This window comes from Altererythrobacter sp. B11, assembly GCF_003569745.1.
Taxonomy (GTDB): domain Bacteria; phylum Pseudomonadota; class Alphaproteobacteria; order Sphingomonadales; family Sphingomonadaceae; genus Croceibacterium_C.
The window spans coordinates 1,051,716-1,070,934 of record NZ_AP018498.1 but is presented as its reverse complement, the minus strand read 5'-3'; the positions used below and the strand labels follow the sequence as shown (position 1 = coordinate 1,070,934).

Annotated in this window: 16 protein-coding genes and 1 tRNA gene; 8 read left to right on the top strand and 9 right to left on the bottom strand. The window is 66.9% G+C overall.

The genetic code is table 11. From position 1 onward, the window contains the following. The first annotated feature begins 6 nt into the window (after nucleotides 1-6). From bcsA to AEB_RS05105, 5 genes are all read left to right on the top strand, one after another. On the top strand, nucleotides 7-4,329 hold the full coding sequence (bcsA, locus tag AEB_RS05125; RefSeq protein WP_119082221.1) for a UDP-forming cellulose synthase catalytic subunit: 4,323 nt from the start codon (nucleotides 7-9) through the stop codon (nucleotides 4,327-4,329). Between the two features lies 1 nt (nucleotide 4,330). Next, nucleotides 4,331-7,738, top strand: a complete 3,408-nt coding sequence (locus AEB_RS05120) for a cellulose synthase subunit BcsC-related outer membrane protein (protein WP_119082220.1) — start codon at nucleotides 4,331-4,333, stop codon at nucleotides 7,736-7,738. After that, nucleotides 7,739-8,200 carry a cellulose biosynthesis protein BcsD gene (bcsD, locus tag AEB_RS05115; RefSeq protein ID WP_119082219.1) on the top strand — a complete coding sequence of 154 codons (462 nt, stop codon included), beginning with the start codon at nucleotides 7,739-7,741 and terminating at the stop codon, nucleotides 8,198-8,200. It begins immediately after the preceding gene. Further along, complete coding sequence (locus tag AEB_RS05110) at nucleotides 8,190-9,215, top strand: glycosyl hydrolase family 8 (RefSeq protein WP_119082218.1); 1,026 nt, start codon at nucleotides 8,190-8,192, stop codon at nucleotides 9,213-9,215. Before bcsD ends, AEB_RS05110 begins: the two co-directional genes overlap by 11 nt. A 113-nt stretch (nucleotides 9,216-9,328) precedes the next feature. Further along, the gene (locus AEB_RS05105; protein ID WP_119082217.1) at nucleotides 9,329-10,312 is read left to right on the top strand and encodes a sensor domain-containing diguanylate cyclase; all 984 of its coding nucleotides are present in this window, start codon (nucleotides 9,329-9,331) and stop codon (nucleotides 10,310-10,312) included. A gap of 158 nt (nucleotides 10,313-10,470) precedes the next feature. Here the strand turns inward: AEB_RS05105 and AEB_RS05100 are convergent, their stop codons facing one another. Both AEB_RS05100 and AEB_RS05095 read right to left on the bottom strand, forming a co-directional pair. Then, the gene (locus AEB_RS05100; RefSeq protein ID WP_119082216.1) at nucleotides 10,471-10,887 is read right to left on the bottom strand and encodes an EF-hand domain-containing protein; all 417 of its coding nucleotides are present in this window, start codon (nucleotides 10,885-10,887) and stop codon (nucleotides 10,471-10,473) included. A 14-nt stretch (nucleotides 10,888-10,901) separates the two neighbouring features. Then, a complete protein-coding gene (locus AEB_RS05095; RefSeq protein ID WP_145985266.1) occupies nucleotides 10,902-11,471 on the bottom strand; it encodes a hypothetical protein in 570 nt (189 codons plus the stop codon). 144 nt (nucleotides 11,472-11,615) lie between these two features. On the opposite strand from AEB_RS05095, the gene AEB_RS05090 reads away from it, so the two are divergent. Both AEB_RS05090 and AEB_RS05085 read left to right on the top strand, forming a co-directional pair. Continuing rightward, on the top strand, nucleotides 11,616-12,359 hold the full coding sequence (locus tag AEB_RS05090) for a response regulator (RefSeq protein WP_119082214.1): 744 nt from the start codon (nucleotides 11,616-11,618) through the stop codon (nucleotides 12,357-12,359). A 5-nt stretch (nucleotides 12,360-12,364) separates the two neighbouring features. Then, complete coding sequence (locus tag AEB_RS05085) at nucleotides 12,365-13,693, top strand: sensor histidine kinase (protein ID WP_172593008.1); 1,329 nt, start codon at nucleotides 12,365-12,367, stop codon at nucleotides 13,691-13,693. A gap of 64 nt (nucleotides 13,694-13,757) precedes the next feature. On the opposite strand, the gene AEB_RS05080 is transcribed toward AEB_RS05085, so the two are convergent. From AEB_RS05080 to AEB_RS05065, 4 genes are all read right to left on the bottom strand, one after another. Then, nucleotides 13,758-13,833 (bottom strand) — tRNA-Lys (locus tag AEB_RS05080). Nucleotides 13,834-13,854: 21 nt separating this feature from the next. Next, complete coding sequence (gene folK, locus AEB_RS05075; protein ID WP_119082212.1) at nucleotides 13,855-14,349, bottom strand: 2-amino-4-hydroxy-6-hydroxymethyldihydropteridine diphosphokinase; 495 nt, start codon at nucleotides 14,347-14,349, stop codon at nucleotides 13,855-13,857. Further along, complete coding sequence (aguB, locus tag AEB_RS05070; RefSeq protein ID WP_119082211.1) at nucleotides 14,346-15,197, bottom strand: N-carbamoylputrescine amidase; 852 nt, start codon at nucleotides 15,195-15,197, stop codon at nucleotides 14,346-14,348. The genes folK and aguB overlap by 4 nt, the downstream gene beginning before the upstream one ends. 61 nt (nucleotides 15,198-15,258) lie before the next feature. Next, the gene (locus AEB_RS05065; protein WP_119082210.1) at nucleotides 15,259-16,077 is read right to left on the bottom strand and encodes a class I SAM-dependent methyltransferase; all 819 of its coding nucleotides are present in this window, start codon (nucleotides 16,075-16,077) and stop codon (nucleotides 15,259-15,261) included. A 101-nt stretch (nucleotides 16,078-16,178) separates the two neighbouring features. Between AEB_RS05065 and msrA the strand changes: the two genes are divergently transcribed. Continuing rightward, entirely contained in the window at nucleotides 16,179-16,721 is a 543-nt protein-coding gene (msrA, locus tag AEB_RS05060; RefSeq protein ID WP_119082209.1) for a peptide-methionine (S)-S-oxide reductase MsrA, read from the top strand. A gap of 199 nt (nucleotides 16,722-16,920) precedes the next feature. Here msrA and AEB_RS05055 read toward each other — a convergent pair whose 3' ends face one another. From AEB_RS05055 to AEB_RS05045, 3 genes are read right to left on the bottom strand one after another with little or no spacing between them, the layout of a single operon-like run. Next, nucleotides 16,921-17,226: a polyhydroxyalkanoic acid system family protein gene (locus tag AEB_RS05055; RefSeq protein WP_119082208.1), complete on the bottom strand. Its 306-nt coding sequence runs from the start codon at nucleotides 17,224-17,226 to the stop codon at nucleotides 16,921-16,923. Continuing rightward, nucleotides 17,226-17,978, bottom strand: coding sequence for a hypothetical protein (locus AEB_RS05050; RefSeq protein WP_119082207.1), 753 nt, complete (start codon nucleotides 17,976-17,978; stop codon nucleotides 17,226-17,228). Before AEB_RS05050 ends, AEB_RS05055 begins: the two co-directional genes overlap by 1 nt. Next, entirely contained in the window at nucleotides 17,978-19,195 is a 1,218-nt protein-coding gene (locus AEB_RS05045; RefSeq protein ID WP_119082206.1) for a toxic anion resistance protein, read from the bottom strand. The genes AEB_RS05050 and AEB_RS05045 overlap by 1 nt, the downstream gene beginning before the upstream one ends. Between the last annotated feature and the right edge of the window lie 24 nt (nucleotides 19,196-19,219).

Below are 19,219 nucleotides of genomic sequence, written 5' to 3'. Positions count from 1 at the left end.
CGCTTCATGCCTCTTTCCCGCCTGCTCCGGTTTCCCGCCGCCATTGCGCTCGCCTTTCTCGCCGCGCTGGTGATCTTCGTGCCGCTCGATCTGGTCGAGCAGTGGACATTCGCCGCCGCCGTGATCATCGCGGCAGTTATCCTGGCGCAGGCGAAGGGCCGCCGGGCGACCATCGTGCTGGCCGCCGTCGCCATGCTCGTGTCCACGCGCTACATCGTCTGGCGCACCACACAGACGCTGGAATTCAACACCCTGCCTGAACTGCTGCTGGGCGGCGGGCTCTATCTGGCTGAACTCTACGCCTGGGTCATCATGGGGCTCGGCTTCCTCCAGACCATCTGGCCGCTGGAGCGCAAGGTGGTGGAGGTGATGGGCGAACCCGACCAGTGGCCGATGGTCGACGTGTTCATCCCGACTTACAACGAGAGCCTGGAGATCGTGAAGCACACGGTCTTCGCCGCCATGGACATGGATTATCCCGCCGATCGGTTCCGGGTGTTCATTCTGGACGACGGTCGGCGCGACGAGTTCCGCCTGTTCGCCAAGCAGGCGGGCTGCGGCTATCTGACACGCAGCGACAATCTTCATGCCAAGGCGGGCAATCTCAACGCCGCGATGAAGAAGACGGACGGCGAATTGATCGCGATCTTCGATTGCGACCACGTTCCCACCCGCGCCTTCCTGCAGCTGAGCGTAGGCTGGTTCCAGCGCGACCCGCGGCTGGCGCTGATGCAGACGCCGCACCATTTCTATTCGCCCGATCCGGTGCAGCGCAATCTCAGCACGGCGGAAGACCTGCCCGGGGAAGGGGACCTGTTCTACGGCCCTGTGCAGCGCGGCAACGACCTGTGGAACGCCACCTTCTTCTGCGGCTCCTGCGCGATCATCCGCCGCGAGGCGCTGATGCAGACCAACGGCTTTGCGGGCGAAACCGTGACGGAGGATGCCCACACGGCGCTGAAGCTGCAGCGCATGGGGTGGAACACCGCCTATCTCGATGCGCGCCTTTCCGCCGGCCTCGCCACGGAACGGCTGGTGCTGCACATCGGCCAGCGCATCCGCTGGGCGCGCGGGATGACGCAGATCCTGCGCATCGATAATCCGCTGCGCGGCCCCGGCCTGACCTGGCAGCAGCGCCTTTGTTACCTGAATGCGATGCTGCACTTCCAGTTTCCGCTGCCGCGGATCGTGTTCCTCACCTCCCCGCTGGCCTATCTGATTGCCGGGCAGAACATCATCCACGCCTCCGCGCTGATGATCTTCGCCTATGCCCTGCCGCATCTGGTGATCTCGATGATCTCCAGCGAACGGCTGCAGGGCGGCGACCGGCGGCCCTTCTGGGGCGAGATATACGAGACGATCCTGGCCTTCCATCTCGTGCGCCCGACGGTGTTCACCTGGTTCCAGCCGCGCAAGGGCAAGTTCAACGTGACCGACAAGGGCGGGCTGCTCGATCGCACCTATTTCGATCTCGATACGGTGCGCCCGCATATGATCACCATCGGGCTGCTGGTCTTCGGCCTGCTGTTCGGTCTGGCCAAATACCTGCTGTTTCCTGAAATCTTCGCCGTGCAGCTGAGCACGCTGGCGCTCAACACGGCATGGGCGACCTTCAGCCTGATTATCCTCCTGGCGGCAGTTTCCGTCGCTCGCGAGAAGCGCCAGGTGCGCGAGCACATCCGCGTGCCCACCGACATGCCGGTGACGATCTACTTCGATGATGGCCATGTGGTCGAAGGCCGCACGGTCGACATCTCGCTGGGCGGCGTCTCCGCGCGCCTGCCGGCCGGCTTCAACCTCGCCGGCCGCGAAGTCACCGACGTATCGCTGCCGATGGGGGACGAGGCGCTGACCGTGCCGGTGGAAACCATGCGGACGGACAAGAATCTCACCCGGCTGCGCTTCGGCGAGCTGGACCAGTTGCTTTCACGCCAGCTGGTGCGGGCGGTGATGGGCCGGGCAGACGCCTGGCAGCGCGAGGCGCCCTATCCCCCTACCTCCACCCTGCGTTCTCTCGGAGATATCGTGAAGGTCGATTTCACCACCCTGCGGCTTATCGTCGGCAGGAAGAAGGCCCCGCCCGCCGCCACACTTGCCAAGGCCGCAGCGATCGCTCTCGCCGTCGCGCTGGGCGTGCTCGCTGCGCCGCAGGATGCCTTCGCACAGCCCACGCAGCCCGCGGCGACAGCGAGCCGGGCGACCGGTCCATCCGCGTCGCGCAGCCTGCGCATGACGCTGAAGGATCTCGCCGTGAAGCAGCCGGTGCGGCTCGCGGGCACGCGGGGCGAAATCGGCATTCCCTTCGGCATCGCCGAGAACGAAGTGGTGACGAAGGCACGCTTCACGCTGACCTTCGCCTATTCGCCCTCGCTGCTGCAGGATCTGAGCCAGATGGTCGTCCTGGTAAACGGGGAAACGGTGGACACGGTGCGCCTCGCGCGTAGCGGGTCCGACGGCATGACCGTGACGATGGATGTGCAGCCGGCGCTGTTCCTGCCGGGTGAAAACCGGCTGAACCTGCGCTTTCTCGGCCATTACACTCGCGATTGCGAGGACCCGTTCCATTCTTCGCTGTGGGCCAATGTCAGCAACACCCGCTCCTTCCTCGATCTGCAGGCGCAGCGGCTGGCGCTGCCGCCCGATCTGGCCAAGCTGCCGCGGCCGTTCTTCGAAAAGGCCAGCGTCCTGCCGCTCAACCTGCCCTTCGTTTTCGCCGGCACGCCCGACGATGCGGAGCTGGAAGCCGCCGCCAGCATGGCTTCGTGGTTCGGCAGCCTCGCCAGCTATCGCGGCTTCCGCTTCCCGGTGAGCTTCGGCAGCCTGCCCGCCGGCAACGCCATCGTCTTCATGACGCCGAACCGCCGCGTGGCCGGGCTCGACCAGGCGATCGACGGCCCGTCAGTGGTCGTGCGCGCCAATCCGCGCGATCCCTATGGCCAGCTGCTGGTCATCATGGGCCGCAATACGCAGGAACTGAAGCAGGCCGCGGCCGGCCTCCCCTTCGCGACCGGCCTCGCCGGCGGCGGGCTGGCTTCGCTCGACGGGATCCGCATCCCCGGCTTCGCCCATTACGGCGCGCCGCGCTGGCTCCCCACCGATCGTCCGATCGCGCTCGGCCAGCTGACCGAAGCCTATGCTCTGCAGGGGCAGGGCCTGCCGCCGGGCCCGCTGACGGCGGAGTTCCGCCTCGCGCCGGACCTCTTCTTCTGGCCCAAGAGCGGGGCGCGGCTGGACTTGCGCTATCGCTATCCCACCGCGACCTGGCTCGATCAGCGCGCCTCGCGGCTCGATGTCTCGGTGAACAACCAATATCTGCAGACGCTGCCGCTCTCTTCCAGCTGGTGGGGCCAGTGGTGGGACAATCCGGGCGCCACCTCGCGCACCTCTGCCGCGAATCTGATCCTCCCTTCCTATAACCTGTTCGGCCAGAACCAGCTGATCTTCGATTACAATCTGATCCTGGCGAACATGCAGCGCTGCCAGGGCCGCGTACCGGACAATGTGCGCGTGAGCATCCTGCCGACCAGCGAGATCGACCTCAGCGGCGCCTATCACGCCATGCGGATGCCTGATCTTTCGACCTTCGTCGGCGGCGGCTACCCCTTCACGGTCCAGCCTGACCTTGCGGAAACCGCAGTGATCCTGCCGGGCAATGCCGGGCAGGGGACGGTGGAAGCCTTCCTCATGGTCATGGGCCGCTTCGGCGATTCCACCGGCACGCCGGTGACCCGCGCCGACGTGATGCGCCAGGCGGATGCCGAAAGGCTGCGGGCGAAGGACATACTGGTGATCGGCCCCGCCGGCCTTGCCGGCTCTTCCGAGCTGTTTGACGGCGCCCCGGTGCGTTTCGATCAGGACCGGCTGCAGGTCAGCGAAGGCGGCGTAATCGACCGGGGCATGGCCCTGTTCTCCGATCGCGACCGTGACGAACCCACCGCAGTGAACGAGGTGCTGTACAGCACCGACCACTTCCTCGGCATGGCGGGCTTCCAGTCCCCCTTCGATTCCGATCGCAGCGTGGTGGCCGTGCTCGCCACCGACACCAACGAGCTGCCGGGCATGATCACCGACCTTGAAGACGTGGACGTGATCGCCGGGGTGCAGGGCGACCTGTCGCTCGTGCGGGGTGACGGCATGACGAGCTTCGTCGTCGGGCCGGATTACTGGGTGGGTGAACTGCCTTGGTGGGTCTCCATCGGGCACTGGTTCAGCCGGCACCCGCTGTTGCTGGCCCTCGCCGGGCTGATCGTCGCTCTGCTGGTCGCCGGGCCGATCTACGCCGTGCTGCAGCGCCAGCAGCGCAAACGCCTCCAGAATGAAGAGGGCTGACATGCGCCGCTTCTGTCTGATCGCGCTCTGCTCCACTGCGGCGCTGGCCCTTACCGCCCCGCTGCCGGCTGCAGCGCAATCCACCGGCGTCAGCGCGCTGCTGGAACAGGCGCGCTATTGGGAAGAGCGCGGCCGCCATGACCGCGCGGTCCAGACCTATCGCCGCGTGCTGGAAATCGACCCCGACAATGTGGAGGCGCGCCGGGGCCTGCGCGGCCCTGCACCCGCGCCCACGCCGGCCCCCTCGCCCGCACCGCAGCCGGCGCCGCAAGGCAATGCGCCCGCGCCTGCCGCTGCACCGCGCCGGCCCGCCCCTGAACAGCCGCAGGCTCCGCGTGCCCCGACAGCCAGCGAACAGGCAGGCCGCGATCGTGCCGCCGGTTTCCAGGCGCTCGAAGCCGGCCGCCTCACCGATGCGGCCCGCGCCTTCGACAGCGCGCTCGCACGCGCGCCGAACGATGCGGACAGCCTCGGCGGCCTAGGCCTCGTACGCCTGCGCCAGAACCGCTTCGCCGACGCGCGCGACTTGCTGCGCCGCGCCTCCCAGCGCGGTTCGGCCAGCCGCTGGGCGGAAGCGCTCGCCTCCGCCGACTTCTTCGCCACGCTGGGCGATGCGCGCGCCGCTTTCGATCGCGGCGAGCTCGACTCCGCGCGGCAAATGGCCGAACGGCTCGCTGGGTCCGGATATCAGGACAGCGCCCCCGCGCTCGATCTGCTGGCCGCGGTTTACGAAAAGCAGGGGCGCTACCAAGATGCCGCCACGGTATCGCGGAAGGCCGCGCAGCAGGCCGGCACGACGGCGGAGGCCCGGCGCCGCTACGAGGTGAATGCGCTGCGCCAGCAGGCCCTTGCCGCGCGCCAGAACGGCGACGAATCCGGCGCTGAGCTGCTGTTCCAGCAAGGCATGCTGGCCGATCCGGCCGATCCCTGGATCCGCTATGAATACGGCCGCTTCCTGATGGATCGCGGGCGGGTGGCGGAAGTGGATTCGCTGATCCAGAACCTCGCCCTCAAGGGCGGTGCCGAACCGCTCTATGCTGCCGCCCTGCTGCTCGACCGGCTCGGCCGTCCGGGCGAGGCGCAGCAGATGATGGCCCGCATTCCGCGCGATCAGACGAGCGCGGAAATGACCGAATTTGTCGCCGGGCTGCAGGTCGATACGGCCGTGGACCGCGCCCGCAACCTTGCAGCCGGCGGGCAGACGCAGCAGGCGGTGGCCGGCCTTCGCCAGATCGCCGCCACGCCCGGCCTCGGCGCCGGATCGCTGGCGGAGATTGCCAGCGCGCTCTACGAGCTGGGCGATACGGCAGGCGCCGGCGATTTCGCCCGGCAGGCGCTGGATCGCAATCCGGGCGATGCCGAAAGCTACGAACCGATCATTCGCGTGCTGGCGCAGACCGGGCAGGAAGCCTTTGCGCTGTCCGCGCTGCAGCGGGTGAACGAAGCCGTGGGCGATACGCCAGAAGGTGCACAGATGGTGGCACGGCTGAACGGAACCATCACTGCCGTCCAGGCAGACCAGCTGCGCGAGGCAGGCCGCTATGCGGAGAGCTTCGATCTGCTCCAGTCGGCGTGGAACCGCGCGCCCGGCAATGTGGAAATCCTCGCGGCGCTGGCCCGCCTCTATCAATCCGGCGGGCTGTCGCTGCAGGCTTCGCAGACCTTCCAGATGGTGCTGCAGAAAAGGCCGGATGACCAGGGCGCGCTGATCGGGCTCATCGATTCCGCCTCCGCCGCCGGGGATCGCCAGCTGGCGCAGCAGGCGCTGGAAAAGGCCATCCGCGCGCACCCCGATGCGCATGAGGTCTATCTCGCCGGCGCCCGCTTCCGCCGCGCCAGCGGCGACGAACGCGGCGCCCGGGCGATGCTGGAACGAGCGCGGGAGGTCTATCTGGCGAAGAGCGGCCTCGCCGCCGGCGGCTTCCCCGCGGCCAACCCGTTCAGCCATATGCCCGCCCCCGCTGCGGGCGGTCTGGCCTCGGTCAATCCCTTCGCGCTGGGCACCAACCCCGATCTGGCGCGCCGTGCGCCGGCCTATGGCGACGCCCCCGTTTATGGTGCGGCCGCCATGCCGGCGTCAGGCAGCCCCTTCACTTCCGCGAGCGCGCCCCTTCCCGGCGCGGCTCCGGCCTATGGCAGCGCCGCCGTACCGGCCTATGGCAATTATGGGAGCATGGCCGGCGCCATGGCGCCCTCAGCGCCGGGCATCGGGCAGGCGCCGGGTGGCATGGCCGGGCGCACCGGCGATCCGGTGCTCGACCAGATCCAGCAGGATCTGCAGCAACTCGCGGCCGAAACCGGCCCGCGCATGGATTTCAAGACCACCTTCCGCAACCGTTCGGGCGAAGAGGGCCTCAGCGAACTGCAGGAAATCGGCGCCACGGCGCAGCTTTCCACCGACTTTGCCGGCGGCCGCGTCTCGGCACAGGCGCAGGCAGTGGTGATCGACGCGGGGCGGCCAAGCGGTTCGGGCCTCGCCCGCTTCGGCCGCAACGCCACGATCGAGGCCCAGGCCATCGTCGATCAGCAGCCGTCCGACTTCGTGGACGCCGACACGCAGCACGCCAGCGGCGTCGCCCTCTCGGCCGGCTATGAAAGCAATCTCGTCTCGCTGGACGCCGGCACCACGCCGCTCGGCTTCGGCAACACGCGCTTTGCCGGCGGGATCGCGGTGAAGCCGCGCCTGTCGCCCTACGCCACCGGGCGCATCTGGGCGGAGCGCCGCCCGGTGACCGACAGCGTCGTCTCCTATGCGGGGACTACCGATCCGGTGACCGGAGCGGAATGGGGTGCGGTCACGCGGACTGGCGGCGGCATCTCCTTCTCCTGGGACCGCGACGGCACCGGCTTCTATGCCGATGGCAGCTATGGCCGCTACACCGGCCGCAACGTGCGCAACAACGAAGGCGTGCAGATCAACGGCGGCGCCTATTTCCGCGCCTATCGCGACGCCAGCTCGCAGCTGACGCTCGGGGTGAATGGCAACTACCAGGCCTTCGACAACAACCAGAATTACTTCACCTTCGGCCACGGCGGCTATTTCAGCCCGCAGAGCTTCCTCAGCGTCAGCTTCCCCATCCGCTACACCTATGATCGCGATGCGCTGGAGATCACCGCCGGCCTCTCGCCCGGCTTCCAGAGCTACGAGCAGACGGGCGAAGCGCTCTATCCAACCGATGCGGGAGCGCAGGCCGCACTGGATGCCCTGAAGGTCATCAATTCTGACGTGCGCGCACGGTATGACACGATCAGCCAGACCGGCTTCGCGCTCGCCGCGGACGGCTCGGCCTATTACGAAGTGTCCCCGCGCACGCGCATCGGCGGCGAGTTCCAATACAACAGCTTCGGTGTTTACGATGAATTCCGGACCTTGCTGGGCATTCGCCAGCAGATAGGAGCCACCAGATAGATGTTCGTTTCTGCTATCACTTCCAGCACATGGTCCGCCGCCGACGAGGAGCGTTCGCTGGCAATTCTTGGGCGCCTCATGCTCGAGGAAATTGCCGGCTGCGGCACGGCCGAGCAGTGCCGGGGCCTGCTGGTCGCCATCGGCCGCCGCCTTGCCGGCCTGTTGCCGGTGGCGAACGAGGCGGAACTCGCCGTGCTGGCAGAGCGCATCAACGGATTCTGGGCGACTCTCAAATGGGGCAGCGTCGGCTTCGAACTGGATGACGAAGGGATCGACATCATCCATCGCGGCCTGCCGCCGCCGGAGCGCGACCAGTTGCAGGACTGGGGTGAGCTGCTGCCGCCCGTGCTGGAAGGCGCCTATGACCACTGGTTCCGGCAAATGGGCAGCGACAGCACCCGGCTGCACACCCGCGTGATCCGCACTGCCGCGGGGCAGGTCGAACTCCGCCATGGACTTTGACCGGCGCACCCTGCTGGTCGCCATGGGTGGCGCCCTCGCCTCTGTCGGGTGCAGCGCAGGCAAGACCGCGCCCAGCCTGACCGACATGAGCGGCTGGTATGCGATGAAGACCCGCTTCCTCAGCCCGGACGGGCGGATCGTCGACACGGGCAACGGCGGCATCAGCCATTCCGAAGGCCAGGGCTATGGCATGCTCCTCGCCGCGATGGCGGGCGATGCCGAGGCATTCGCGGCAATGCACGGCTGGACGGAAGCCACGCTCGCCCGTGAGGATCTCGCGCTCTACTCCTGGCGCTACGATCCTTCGCAGGCGGTTCCGGTGGCGGATACGAACAACGCCAGCGACGGCGACATTCTTATCGCGTGGGCGCTGATGATCGCGGGCGCGAAATGGAGCGGCAAGGGCTATCTCGAGCGCGCCGCTGCGGTTCGCACGGCGATCCGTCAGAACCTGGTGGTCGATCGCGGCGGATCGCTGGTTCTGCTTCCCGGCCTCGCCGGCTTCGACCGTCCGGAACGCACCACGCTGAACCCCGCCTATTACATCTGGCCGGCGCTGGACGCCTTCCATGCGGCAGACAGTGCCGAGGAATGGAAGCGGTTGATCGCGGATGGCGAGGAGCTGCTGATGAAGGCGCGCTTCGGCGCGCTGGCCCTGCCAACCGACTGGATCGACCTGCTGCCCGGCGGGCAGGTGGAGCCGGCACAGGGGCGGCCCGCCCGCTTCGGCTTCGACGCCATTCGCGTGCCGCTCTATCTCGCGCTGGGCGGCCGCACGGGCGCCCTGTCGGACTTCGCCCATTTCTGGAACGCCTATCTGGCGCAGGATCGCCCGATCCCCGCCTGGGTGGATGTGCAGACCGGCGAAACCGCCCCCTATCCTCTGTCCGCCGGGGGAATGGCGGTGGTCTATCGCACCACCGGCAAGCCGCCGGCGCTGCCCGGCACGGCCGGGGAGCAGGACTATTACTCCACCGTCCTCGGCGCACTCGCCACGCTTCCGCAAATGAGCTGACGATCCGTGCCAGGGTCCGTCGCTTCTCCCAGCCGCGCTCAGCCCATCCTGTTGATCCATTAACAAAAAATTAAACTCGCTTGCTCAACCCCTACGTAGAAACGAGAGGGCGCATGAGCACGAACTTGGCGTGCCGGGAAGACGACCGGCTGACCGCACTGGCGGATTACGAAATACTGGACACGGGGGCGGAACAGCCCTTCGAAAGCATAACCGATCTCGTCCGCATGACGCTGAACGTGCCGATCGCGACGGTCACCTTCGTCGACGGAGAGCGACAATGGTTCAAGGCCCGGCGCGGAGTCGACCGCAGCGAAACGCCGCGTGACATCTCCCTCTGTGAACACACGATCCTGACGAACGAGGCCCTGGTGGTCCCCGACACTTGCCAGGATGCGCGCTTCCGCGATTCGCCGCTGGTGAGGGGCGAGCCGCACATCGCCAGCTATCTCGGCATTCCGCTCGTCAACCGGGAGGGTTACGCCCTTGGCGCGCTCTGCGCGATGGACAATGTGCCGCGGATATTTCCGCCGCAGCAGATCGAGATCATGCGCAAGCTGGCCGAACTGGTGCTGGACTGGCTGGAGATGCGCCGCATCGCCCAACGCGATTTCCTGACCGGCATCCTCACCCGCCGGGCCTTGCTGCAGGAGGCGGAGCGGGAGGTGACCCGCTTCACGCGCTACGCCAGGCCCGGCGCGCTCGCCATCTTCGACATCGATCATTTCAAGGCAATCAATGATCGCTTCGGGCATCCCGCAGGGGATGCCGTGCTCGTCGCCGTGGCCGCTGCCTGTGCACCCGTGCTGCGCGCGGGGGATGCGCTGGGGCGACTGGGCGGCGAGGAATTCGGCCTGCTGCTGCCGGAAACCGGCGCGGCCGACGCGCTGGGCGTGGCGGAGCGCTTCCGCGCCGCCATCGAAACCCTCCGCCTGCCCGATCATCCCGGCATCAGGGTAACCGCCAGCTTCGGCATCGCCCCGCTGCAGGCGGGTTGCGAGGCAGCGGAATGGCTCGAGCGGGCGGATCGCGAATTGTACCGAGCCAAGCACGGCGGGCGCAACCAATGCTGCCTCGCCCCCTCCGGACCGGGCTGAAGCGCTGGTAGGGTGATGAGCCCTGACCTTCTTAAGTGCAATGCGTTGTGTGCAGAGGCGGCAGTGCTGGTGGTCAGAACTGCCTTGAAGCGGCACAAGAGAAGCCCGCCGACGGCCTCGGCGTGGGGGCACGGGGCAGCGGCCGTCGGCGGTGCCGCCTACCGGGAGCGCAGCTGGGCTGCAGCTTCCCGGAAGGAGGCAAGTTCATCTCTGTCGACGGCGCCGTCGTGGTTCGCGTCGGCGCGGTCGAAGGCGACAGTGCGGCCTTCGACGAATTCCTTTCGCGACGCGCGTCCGTCTCCATCAGCGTCGAGGCTGGCGATGAGTTTCTGCAGCCGCTCGCCGCTCCGGCGGCCGGGTAGATCTTGCGAAGTGATCATTCCGTCACCGTTGCGGTCGATCCGGGCGAAGGTCTGCTCCCGTGCTGCGCGGTTTTCGGCTCGCGTGATGCGACCATCACCATCGGCATCGGCGCGAGCGAGCATCTCCCCCGGTTCGAACTGCATCTGGGCGAGTGCCGGGCTGGCAGCGCCGGCGGCGACGACGGCGAGAAGCAGCGCGATAGACTTTGTCATTTCCTCGTCCTTTCTCAGTTCGGCCGCGGAACGGTGCGGGTGCGCGATACCGTGCGCCCGCCATTGGTGGCGGCATCGGTCTGGATCGTGACGGCGCTATCCGAGACGGAAACGTCGCGGGTCGCAGAGTAGCCGCGACCTTGCGAAGTGCTGGCACCGCTGCTGCGAGTGTAGCCGTCGTCGGTTCGATAGATCGTGCTCCAGCCCGATTGGCTGTTGCCCTGCCTGCCTGTGCGGCTCAGGCTGGTGGAAAGGGAACCGTCACCGCGGGTTACCGTCCCGCTGCGCTGCACGCTGTCCCCATCGGCATAGCGCCGCTGGGTGCTGCTCGTGAAAGTGCCGTCGCCCCAGTCGGATTCCCGGACCTGACGATAACCCCGGCCATCCCGGGTAGCCGCTCCGCGGGTCACCGTAGCTGATCCAGGTTCGCGAGCGACATGCCGTCCAGCCACGTAGCCTCCGCCATTCGGGCCTTGGCCGCGTACGATCCGACCATGCTCGCGCGCTTCCGCGGGTGACCCGGCGAACACGCCGAAGCTTGCGAGGCCGATTGCCGCGGCGATCGAGAGTGTCCTGATTTTCACGTCTTTTACTCCGTGGTTTGTAACTGATCAGACAGTGGCGGTGCAGAGTAAGCCGGCGATCACCCGCAGGTGACGAACGGCAACGAAATGTAACCGGCAAACTTTGCGCTTGTGCGCCCCCCGATTGCGGAGCGAATTGCAACCATGGCTGGGGACGAAAGCACGCAGCGCACCGTCATCGCGCTGGTTGAGGACGATCCGGAGATCCGCGAGCTTGTCGCGGGCCTGCTTGGACGTGAAGGATTCGAAGCCTGCCCGTGTTCCGATGGCGCCGAACTCACCCGTCTGCTTGCGCGGCGCCGGATCGACCTCGTGTTGCTGGACCTGATGCTGCCTGGCGAAGACGGGTTGTCGATCTGCCGCCGTCTGCAAGCCATGCCCGTTCCGGTCCCGGTGATCATGGTCACTGCCAAAAGCGACGACATTGATCGCATCCTCGGCCTTGAGCTCGGCGCCGACGATTACCTGCCCAAGCCCTTCAACCCGCGCGAACTGCTCGCCCGGGTCCGCGCCGTTCTGCGACGAACGCGAGAGGCCCACCGGCCACAGGCGCATCCGGCGCGGTTTTACCGCTTCGCCGGCTGGTCGCTGGACGCCGGATCGCGCCGTCTGACCGATGCTGACGGCCAACCCGTCGAACTGACCGGCGGCGAATTCGACCTGCTCCTGGCACTGCTCGAGCACCCCCAGCGGGTTCTTACAAGGGACCAGCTGCTTGACTGGACAAGGGGGCGCGATGCCGCACCCTATGATCGCACCATCGATGTGCAACTCGGCCGATTGCGCAGGAAGCTAGGGGATCAGCCGAATGCTCCCACCTTTATCCGAACCGTGCGCGGAGGAGGCTATCTGTTCGCGCCGGCCGTGGAGACCGGGACCAGCGCATGAAGCGGTTGTGGGGCAGCCTGCTGCTGCGCGTAGCGGCAATACTGGTGCTCGGTCTCGGCATCCTGCAACTGGCGATTCTGCTCGCCGTGATCTGGCCCGACGGCAGGCCCGCGACATTCAGGCTCGTCAATCCCACCGATGTGCGAGAGATTGCCGAGACGCTCGAAGCCGCCCCCCCCGATCTGCGCGAACGGATTGCCCGCGCGGCCAGCGTGGGTGGAACGACCGTAGAACTGCTAAGCGACGTTCCGGCAGAGGCAGTCGGGCCGGGGGCGATGCGCGATGCGCCCCGGCTGAATGCCCGCTTTCGCGAGTTCGCCAGTGAACTGAAGGGGCGCGAACTGCTGGTGCAGGTTCGCCATGGTCGCGGCATCCCCGGTGCGGATGCGCCTGCGGGACCGATGCGGGTGCTGGTGCGACTTCACACCGGCGAGGTGGTGGCGATCGAGCGGGCGCCGCTCCTCCTGCGGCAAATTGCCTCGCGCTACAATATCATCGCGGGTGCGGCCGCGATGGTGATTGCCGCACTGCTTCTGGTGCTCTGGCTGCAGATTATCCGGCCCATCTCGCGCCTGGCGGGTGATGCCCGATCCCTGCGTTACGACGGGCGCGATCAGGATCTTCCGCTTACGGGCGGGCCGGAATTGCGCGATCTGACGACGGCCCTCAATGCGATGAAGAGGCGCATTGCGGGTCTGGTGGAAGAGCGCACAGCCATGCTCGCGGCGATCGCTCACGACCTGCGCACCTACCTCACCCGGCTGCGCCTTCGTGCCGAATTCATTGAGGATCAGGGCCAACGCGAACGCGCACAGACCGATGTCTCGGAGATGGCCGCGCTCATCGAGGATATCCTTTTATTCGCCAAGACGGAGAGTCAGCCGGCGGCGACCATCTGCGTGATCGACGCGCGCGAAGAGTTACTTACCCTTGTCGACCTGCATAAGGAAACCGGGGCTGCCGTGACCTGCGAGGTGCCCACCCACCCTTTGCCCTGCCGCTGCAACCCGCTGGCTTTTCGGCGCATAGTCGGCAACCTCATCGACAACGCCATCAAGTATGGCAAGACCGCCCAGGTTTCGCTGCAATCCAGGGGAGCGCGCGTGGCAGTTCGGGTCATAGACTCGGGGCCGGGCGTCCCGGACGAGATGATCGAGAGCCTGCCCCGGCCCTTCGTTCGCGTCGAAGGATCACGGGGTCGTCACAGTGGCGGGGCTGGCCTCGGTCTGGCGATCGTGAAAGCGCTGGCAGAGAGCCACGGCGGGAGTCTGAGCCTGAGGAACCGGCCTGGTGGGGGATTCGAGGCGGTGGTCACCCTGCCCGCCGCCGGCTAGCACGGGCGGGCAATGCTCTATCCGCTTCGATCGGAGCATCGGAAGCCAGGGCTTCCGAAAAATATGGTGAGCCCTGCTGGGTTCGAACCAGCGACCTACTGATTAAAAGTCAGTTGCTCTACCGACTGAGCTAAGGGCCCCCGCGCTTGCGGTGAGGCGGCTCACCTAGGCAGGGGGCGGTGGCGGGTCAAGCGGTAGTGGAGCTGGCGCAGCGTCAGGTGGGTCAATGGGTCGCGCCACCGGGGCGCAATGGCGGCGGCGGGGCCGAGCACGAAGTCCCGCTGGCGGAACAGCGGGTGCGGGACGATGAGATCGGGGGAGGCCCAGGCACCCCCGCTCCACAGCACCAGATCGAGATCGAGCACCCGTGCGCTCCACCGCTGGCCGCGCGCGCGGCGGCCGAAGCGCGCTTCCATCTTCTTCAGCTTGCGCAGCAGCTCTTCGGGCGCGAGCCCGGTCTTCAGCACCAGCGCGCCATTGGCATAGCGCCGCAGCGAGGGGCCGACCGGTGCGCTGTCGCGTATCGGCGAGAGCGCCACCACATCCCCCAGCTTGCGCCCGATCCGCTCCGCCGCCGCCGCCAGCACGGCACGCGGAGGCCCGAAGCGGTGATGGCGCCGGTTCGATCCGAGCGCGACCAGATAGAGCTGCTTCAAACGTCCTCGCTCAGCCGGCGGTAGAGATCGGGCCTGCGGTCGCGGAAGAAGCCCATGCCCGCGCGGTGCCGCTCCGCACGGGCGAGATCGAGCCGCGCCACCAGCGCGCCGGTCTTGCCGCCGCCGAATTCCGCCAGGAAATCACCCCATTCGTCGGTGATGAAGCTGTGGCCGTAGAAGGACTGGCCGTTCTCCTCCCCGATCCGGTTGGCGGCGACCACGGGCATGCAATTGCTCACCGCATGGCCCACCATCGCGCGGCGCCACATGCGGCTGGTGTCGAGTTCGCTGTCATAGGGTTCCGAGCCGATCGCCGTGGGGTAGAACAGCACCTCCGCCCCCATCAGCGCCATGGCCCGCGCCGTTTCCGGATACCACTGGTCCCAGCACACGCCCACGCCGATCCGCGTGCCGAACACATCCCACACCTTGAAGCCGGTGTTGCCCGGGCGGAAATAGAACTTTTCCTCATAGCCCGGCCCGTCGGGGATATGGCTCTTGCGGTAAGTGCCCATGATCTCGCCATCGGCGCCGACCATGGCCAGCGTGTTGTAATAATGCGGGCCGTCTTTCTCGAAGAAGCTAGTCGGGATCGCCACGCCCAGCGCCTTGGCCAGCCGCTGCATCGCCACGACCGAGGGATGCTGCGCGGTGGGGCGGGCGAGAGCAAACAGCGCCTCCTCCTCCGCCTGGCAGAAATAGGGGCCGGAGAAGAGCTCGGGCGGCAGGATCACCTGCGCGCCGCGCCCGGCGGCCTCCTCCACCAGCGCGGACACGGCGGCGATGTTCTCCTGCTCGTCCTGCGAGCCCAGCGCCAGTTGCAGCGCGGCGACGGTAAGTGTGCTCATGCGCGGGGAAGTATGATCGCCATGGCGCCAAGTCCAGAGGTGCCGCCGCCCACGCGCAGGATCACGGCCGCTTGCGGAACAGCAGCGTCATCCGGTCGCTTTCGCCGATCGCTTCCAGCTTCGGCCGCGTCGCATCCGTGGCGCCGGAAAGGCCGGGCGGCAGCGCCCACACCCCGCGCTCGTAATCCTTGGTGTCCTTCGGATTGGCGTTGATCTCGCTCTCCGCCACCAGATCGAAGCCATAGGCGTCCATCAGCGCGATCACGTCGCTCTGGCGCAGATAGCCCTTGTTGCCGTCGGTCATCGAAAAGGGCGCATCCTCCGATGCGCGATGATCGGTGAGACCCACCATCCCGCCGGGCTTGAGCATGCGGCGGATCTTGAGCAGATCGTCATGCAACCAGCCGAAGCGGAACTGGTTGTGCATTTCCCGGAAGATCAGCACCCGGTCCACCGTGCCATCAAGGGCTTCGGGATAGGCATCCATGTTGAAAGCAGTGATCTCCGGCCCTTCCGCCGGCAGGTTCCACTTCGCCGTGCTCGCGGGGAATTTCTCCGCCAGCCCGCCCATGTAATTGCGCATTCGCTCTTCCATGGCGCTGACATCGGGCCCGATGGCGATGTAACGCCCCTGCGGCCCCAGATAGGGGACCAGGATGCGCGTGTACCAGCCGCCGGCCGGCAGGTAATCGGCCACCGTCATGCCGGGTTCCACCTGGAAGAATTCCAGCGTCTCCCTCGGATGGCGATAGCGATCGCGTGGGGCGTCTTCGGCGCGGCGCGCATCGGCCAGCACGCCGTCCAGCGTATCCTGCGCCTGCGCCGCCATCGGCACCACCATGCTCACCGCGGCCACCGCCGCCCAGATCACCCTTTTCATCGCAACACTCCCTGCCTGCTTTCCCGTGCCAGACTAGGGTAGCCGGGCGGGATGACAAGCGGCTTGCAGGCCCCCATCTTGCCGGGGAAGGAGATTGAGAGATGAGCGAACAGGCGATCCTGGCCGGTGGGTGCTTCTGGTGCACAGAGGCCGTGTTTCGCGACGTGGTCGGCGTCAGCGAAGTGGAAAGCGGCTATATCGGCGGCACCGTGGCCGATCCCACCTACAAGCAGGTGTGCAGCGGCTCTACCGGCCATGCCGAGGCGATCCGCGTGACCTATGACCCGGCGGTGATTTCCTATGCGGAGATCCTCGACGTGTTCCTGGGCACGCATGATCCGACGCAGCTCAACCGCCAGGGCAATGACGTGGGCACGCAATATCGCAGCGCGATCTTCCCACTTGGCGATGCCCAGCGGCAGGAGGCCGAGGCGGCCATCGGCCGGTGGAATGCGGAGCATGGCGAAATGGCCGTGACCACGATCGAGGGTCCCTCCGAATGGTATCCGGCCGAGGATTACCATCAGGAATATTGGGAGGGCGAAGGCCAGCGGAACCCCTATTGCCTGGCGGTGATTCCCCCCAAGCTGATGAAGCTGCGCAAGAGCTTCCAGAACAAGGTGAAGGCGGGCAGCGCAGCCTGACGGCGCCTGCCGCGCGCGGGCATCTCGGTTCAGCGGGCAGCGTTCCGGCGCCGCCCGCTGGAACACGCTGGAACAGGGTTCGTGCGCAAAAATTCTGCCCCGAAGCCAATAACTTGCGCGGGGCTGGGCAGAGGCAGAGAGCGGGCGGAGAGACATGCCGGCACCCAGCACCGCCGGCGGGAAGTAGGAAAGCCCGGCGCTATTCCGGCGGGGCGAGCAGCTTGTCCCCCTGCTGGCGCACCGCCGCTTCGATCAGCGGCTTGAGGAAGCCGAGCGCGGGCGGCAGATCGAACACCATCAGCACGCGGCTGTCTTCGACATCGACATGGCCGGCGATGGTCTGGCCCATGGCGTTGATGGTCATCGCCATCCGGTCCTCGCTCGGCCAGCTGGTCGCCACATCGGCGAAGCCGCCAGGTATGTGATCGGCGATTTCATGGCTGTTGGCGTGCAGCCGGCGGCGGACCTCGGCCTTGCCCAGCCCGTGGGGCAGCGCGACTTCCATCAATCCTCCTTGCCGGCCGGCTCCATCGCCTCGCCATATTTATATTCGAGATAGCGGCTGCGCACCGCGAGATCGTCGATCGCGCCGCTTGCCAGCTGGCGGGTGACCCGGTCGATCTCTCCGCTGATCTTGCCCAGGCTATCGACGAATTGCTGGTCGGGCGATCCGCCCGCCCCGCCTTCGCGCCGCATGTTCGCGGGTATCCGGCGATAGCTCTCCACCATTTCGGGCAGGTGCTCGCCCACCAGCTTGCGCGTTTCCACTGCCGCCGGATGGGCCGGATCGATCCCGTCCAGCTGCAGGCCCAGCGCATCCAGCTGCACGCCGATCTGGTCCACCAGAGTGACGGCCGGCGGCGGCAGGGCCGGCCGCTGGTGTTCCAGCCACAATTCGGTGCGGGCGACGAGCTGGCGCGCATCCTGCGTGCGGGTGAGATCGGCGCGGCGCGGCACCTTCACCTTGGGGAAATTGCCGAACAGGAACACCGCCGCCACAATGGCGAGGAAGGTGACCATCACGCCGGTGAAGCCGATCCCGTCCAGCGCGATGCCGGCGGCGGAGGCGGCGATCACGATGGTGAACAGCGCGGCGGCGATCAGCTTGATCCGCGTCATCAGATTGCCGCGGCGCAGTTCCGCCGAACCCTTGCCGATCGGCCCGCGCCGATGCCGCCCGCCGGACTGGTTGTCACGCACCAGGGCGCGCCCGTCCGACAGGATGCGATCGCTCTGGCCGGTCAGGTCCCCTGCCATCAGCTGTCCAGCGACAGCAGCGACGGTTCGCTGGCGGCGATATTGGCCTGCGCCTGCGACTGCCCTTCGGCGCGGGCGATATAGCCCTTGGACTTCTCCACCTCGGCAGAGAGGGTGGTGACCGTCTGCTTCATGCTGTCCAGCGCGCGCAGCTTGAAGCTGTCGATATTGTCCATCGTGTCATAGATGTTCTGGAAGGCGCGCTGCAGCGTTTCCAGCGGGATGGTGCTGGAGGCGGCCTGTTCGTGGATCTTGCCCGTCTGGTCGGCCAGCATGGTGCTGGTGGAATCGATGATATTGGCGGTGGTCTGGTTGAGCGAGGTGATCTGCTGCAGCACCAGCCGCTGGTTGGTCATTGCCTCCGCCACCGTCACCGCGGTGCGCAGGGCGGAAACGGTGGTGGTGCTGGCGCGGTCCACGCCCTTCACCAGCTCCACATTGTTCTTCTTGACGAGATCGAGCGCGAGATAGCCCTGCACGCTCACCGCCATCTGCGTCAGCAGATCCTGCGTGCGCTGGCGGACATAGAACAGCGCCGTCTCGCGAATGGCCTTGGCCTTTGCCGGATCGGTCGCGTCCAGCTCGGCCGCCTTGTCTTCCAGCCGCGCGTCCAGCGTCTTGGCGATGTGGATCATCTGCTCCAGGCTGCCCATGGATTCCCACAGCTTCTGCCGCTCCACATCGATGGCGGCATTGTCCATCAGCAGCTCGTCCTTGCCGCTGGCGAGGCTGGAGAGGATGGACTGGATATGCGTCTGCGCGCTCTGGTAGCTGCGGAAATATTCGTTCAGCTTGTTGCCCCAGGGGATGATGCCCAGGATCTTGCGGGTGCCCGAAAGCTTGCCGCGCTTGCCGGGATCGAGTTCCTCCACCACGCGGCGCAGCTGGGCCAGATCGGCGCCGACGCCTTCATCCTTGTCCATCGCCCGCACCGGGCGATCGAGGAAGCGGTTGGACATGCCGGCGGCGGCCGCAATTTCCTTGCGGCCCATGCTGGTGATCTGGTCCACCTTCTTGCCGAAATCGGGCGAATTGGCATCCAGCGAGACCAGATCGGCCACGAAGCTGTCCACCTTCTCGTCCAGCTTCGTCTTCTTCTCGTCGCTCACCGGCACGAGGCCGGCGGCCTTTTCCGCGCTGACGGTGGGCACCGGATCGGGCGGTGTCAGCTCGAGGCCGAGATCCGTCTTGGTCGCATTATTGGTGCTGGTTGCCATTCTCGTCAGACCCCTTGGGACGCA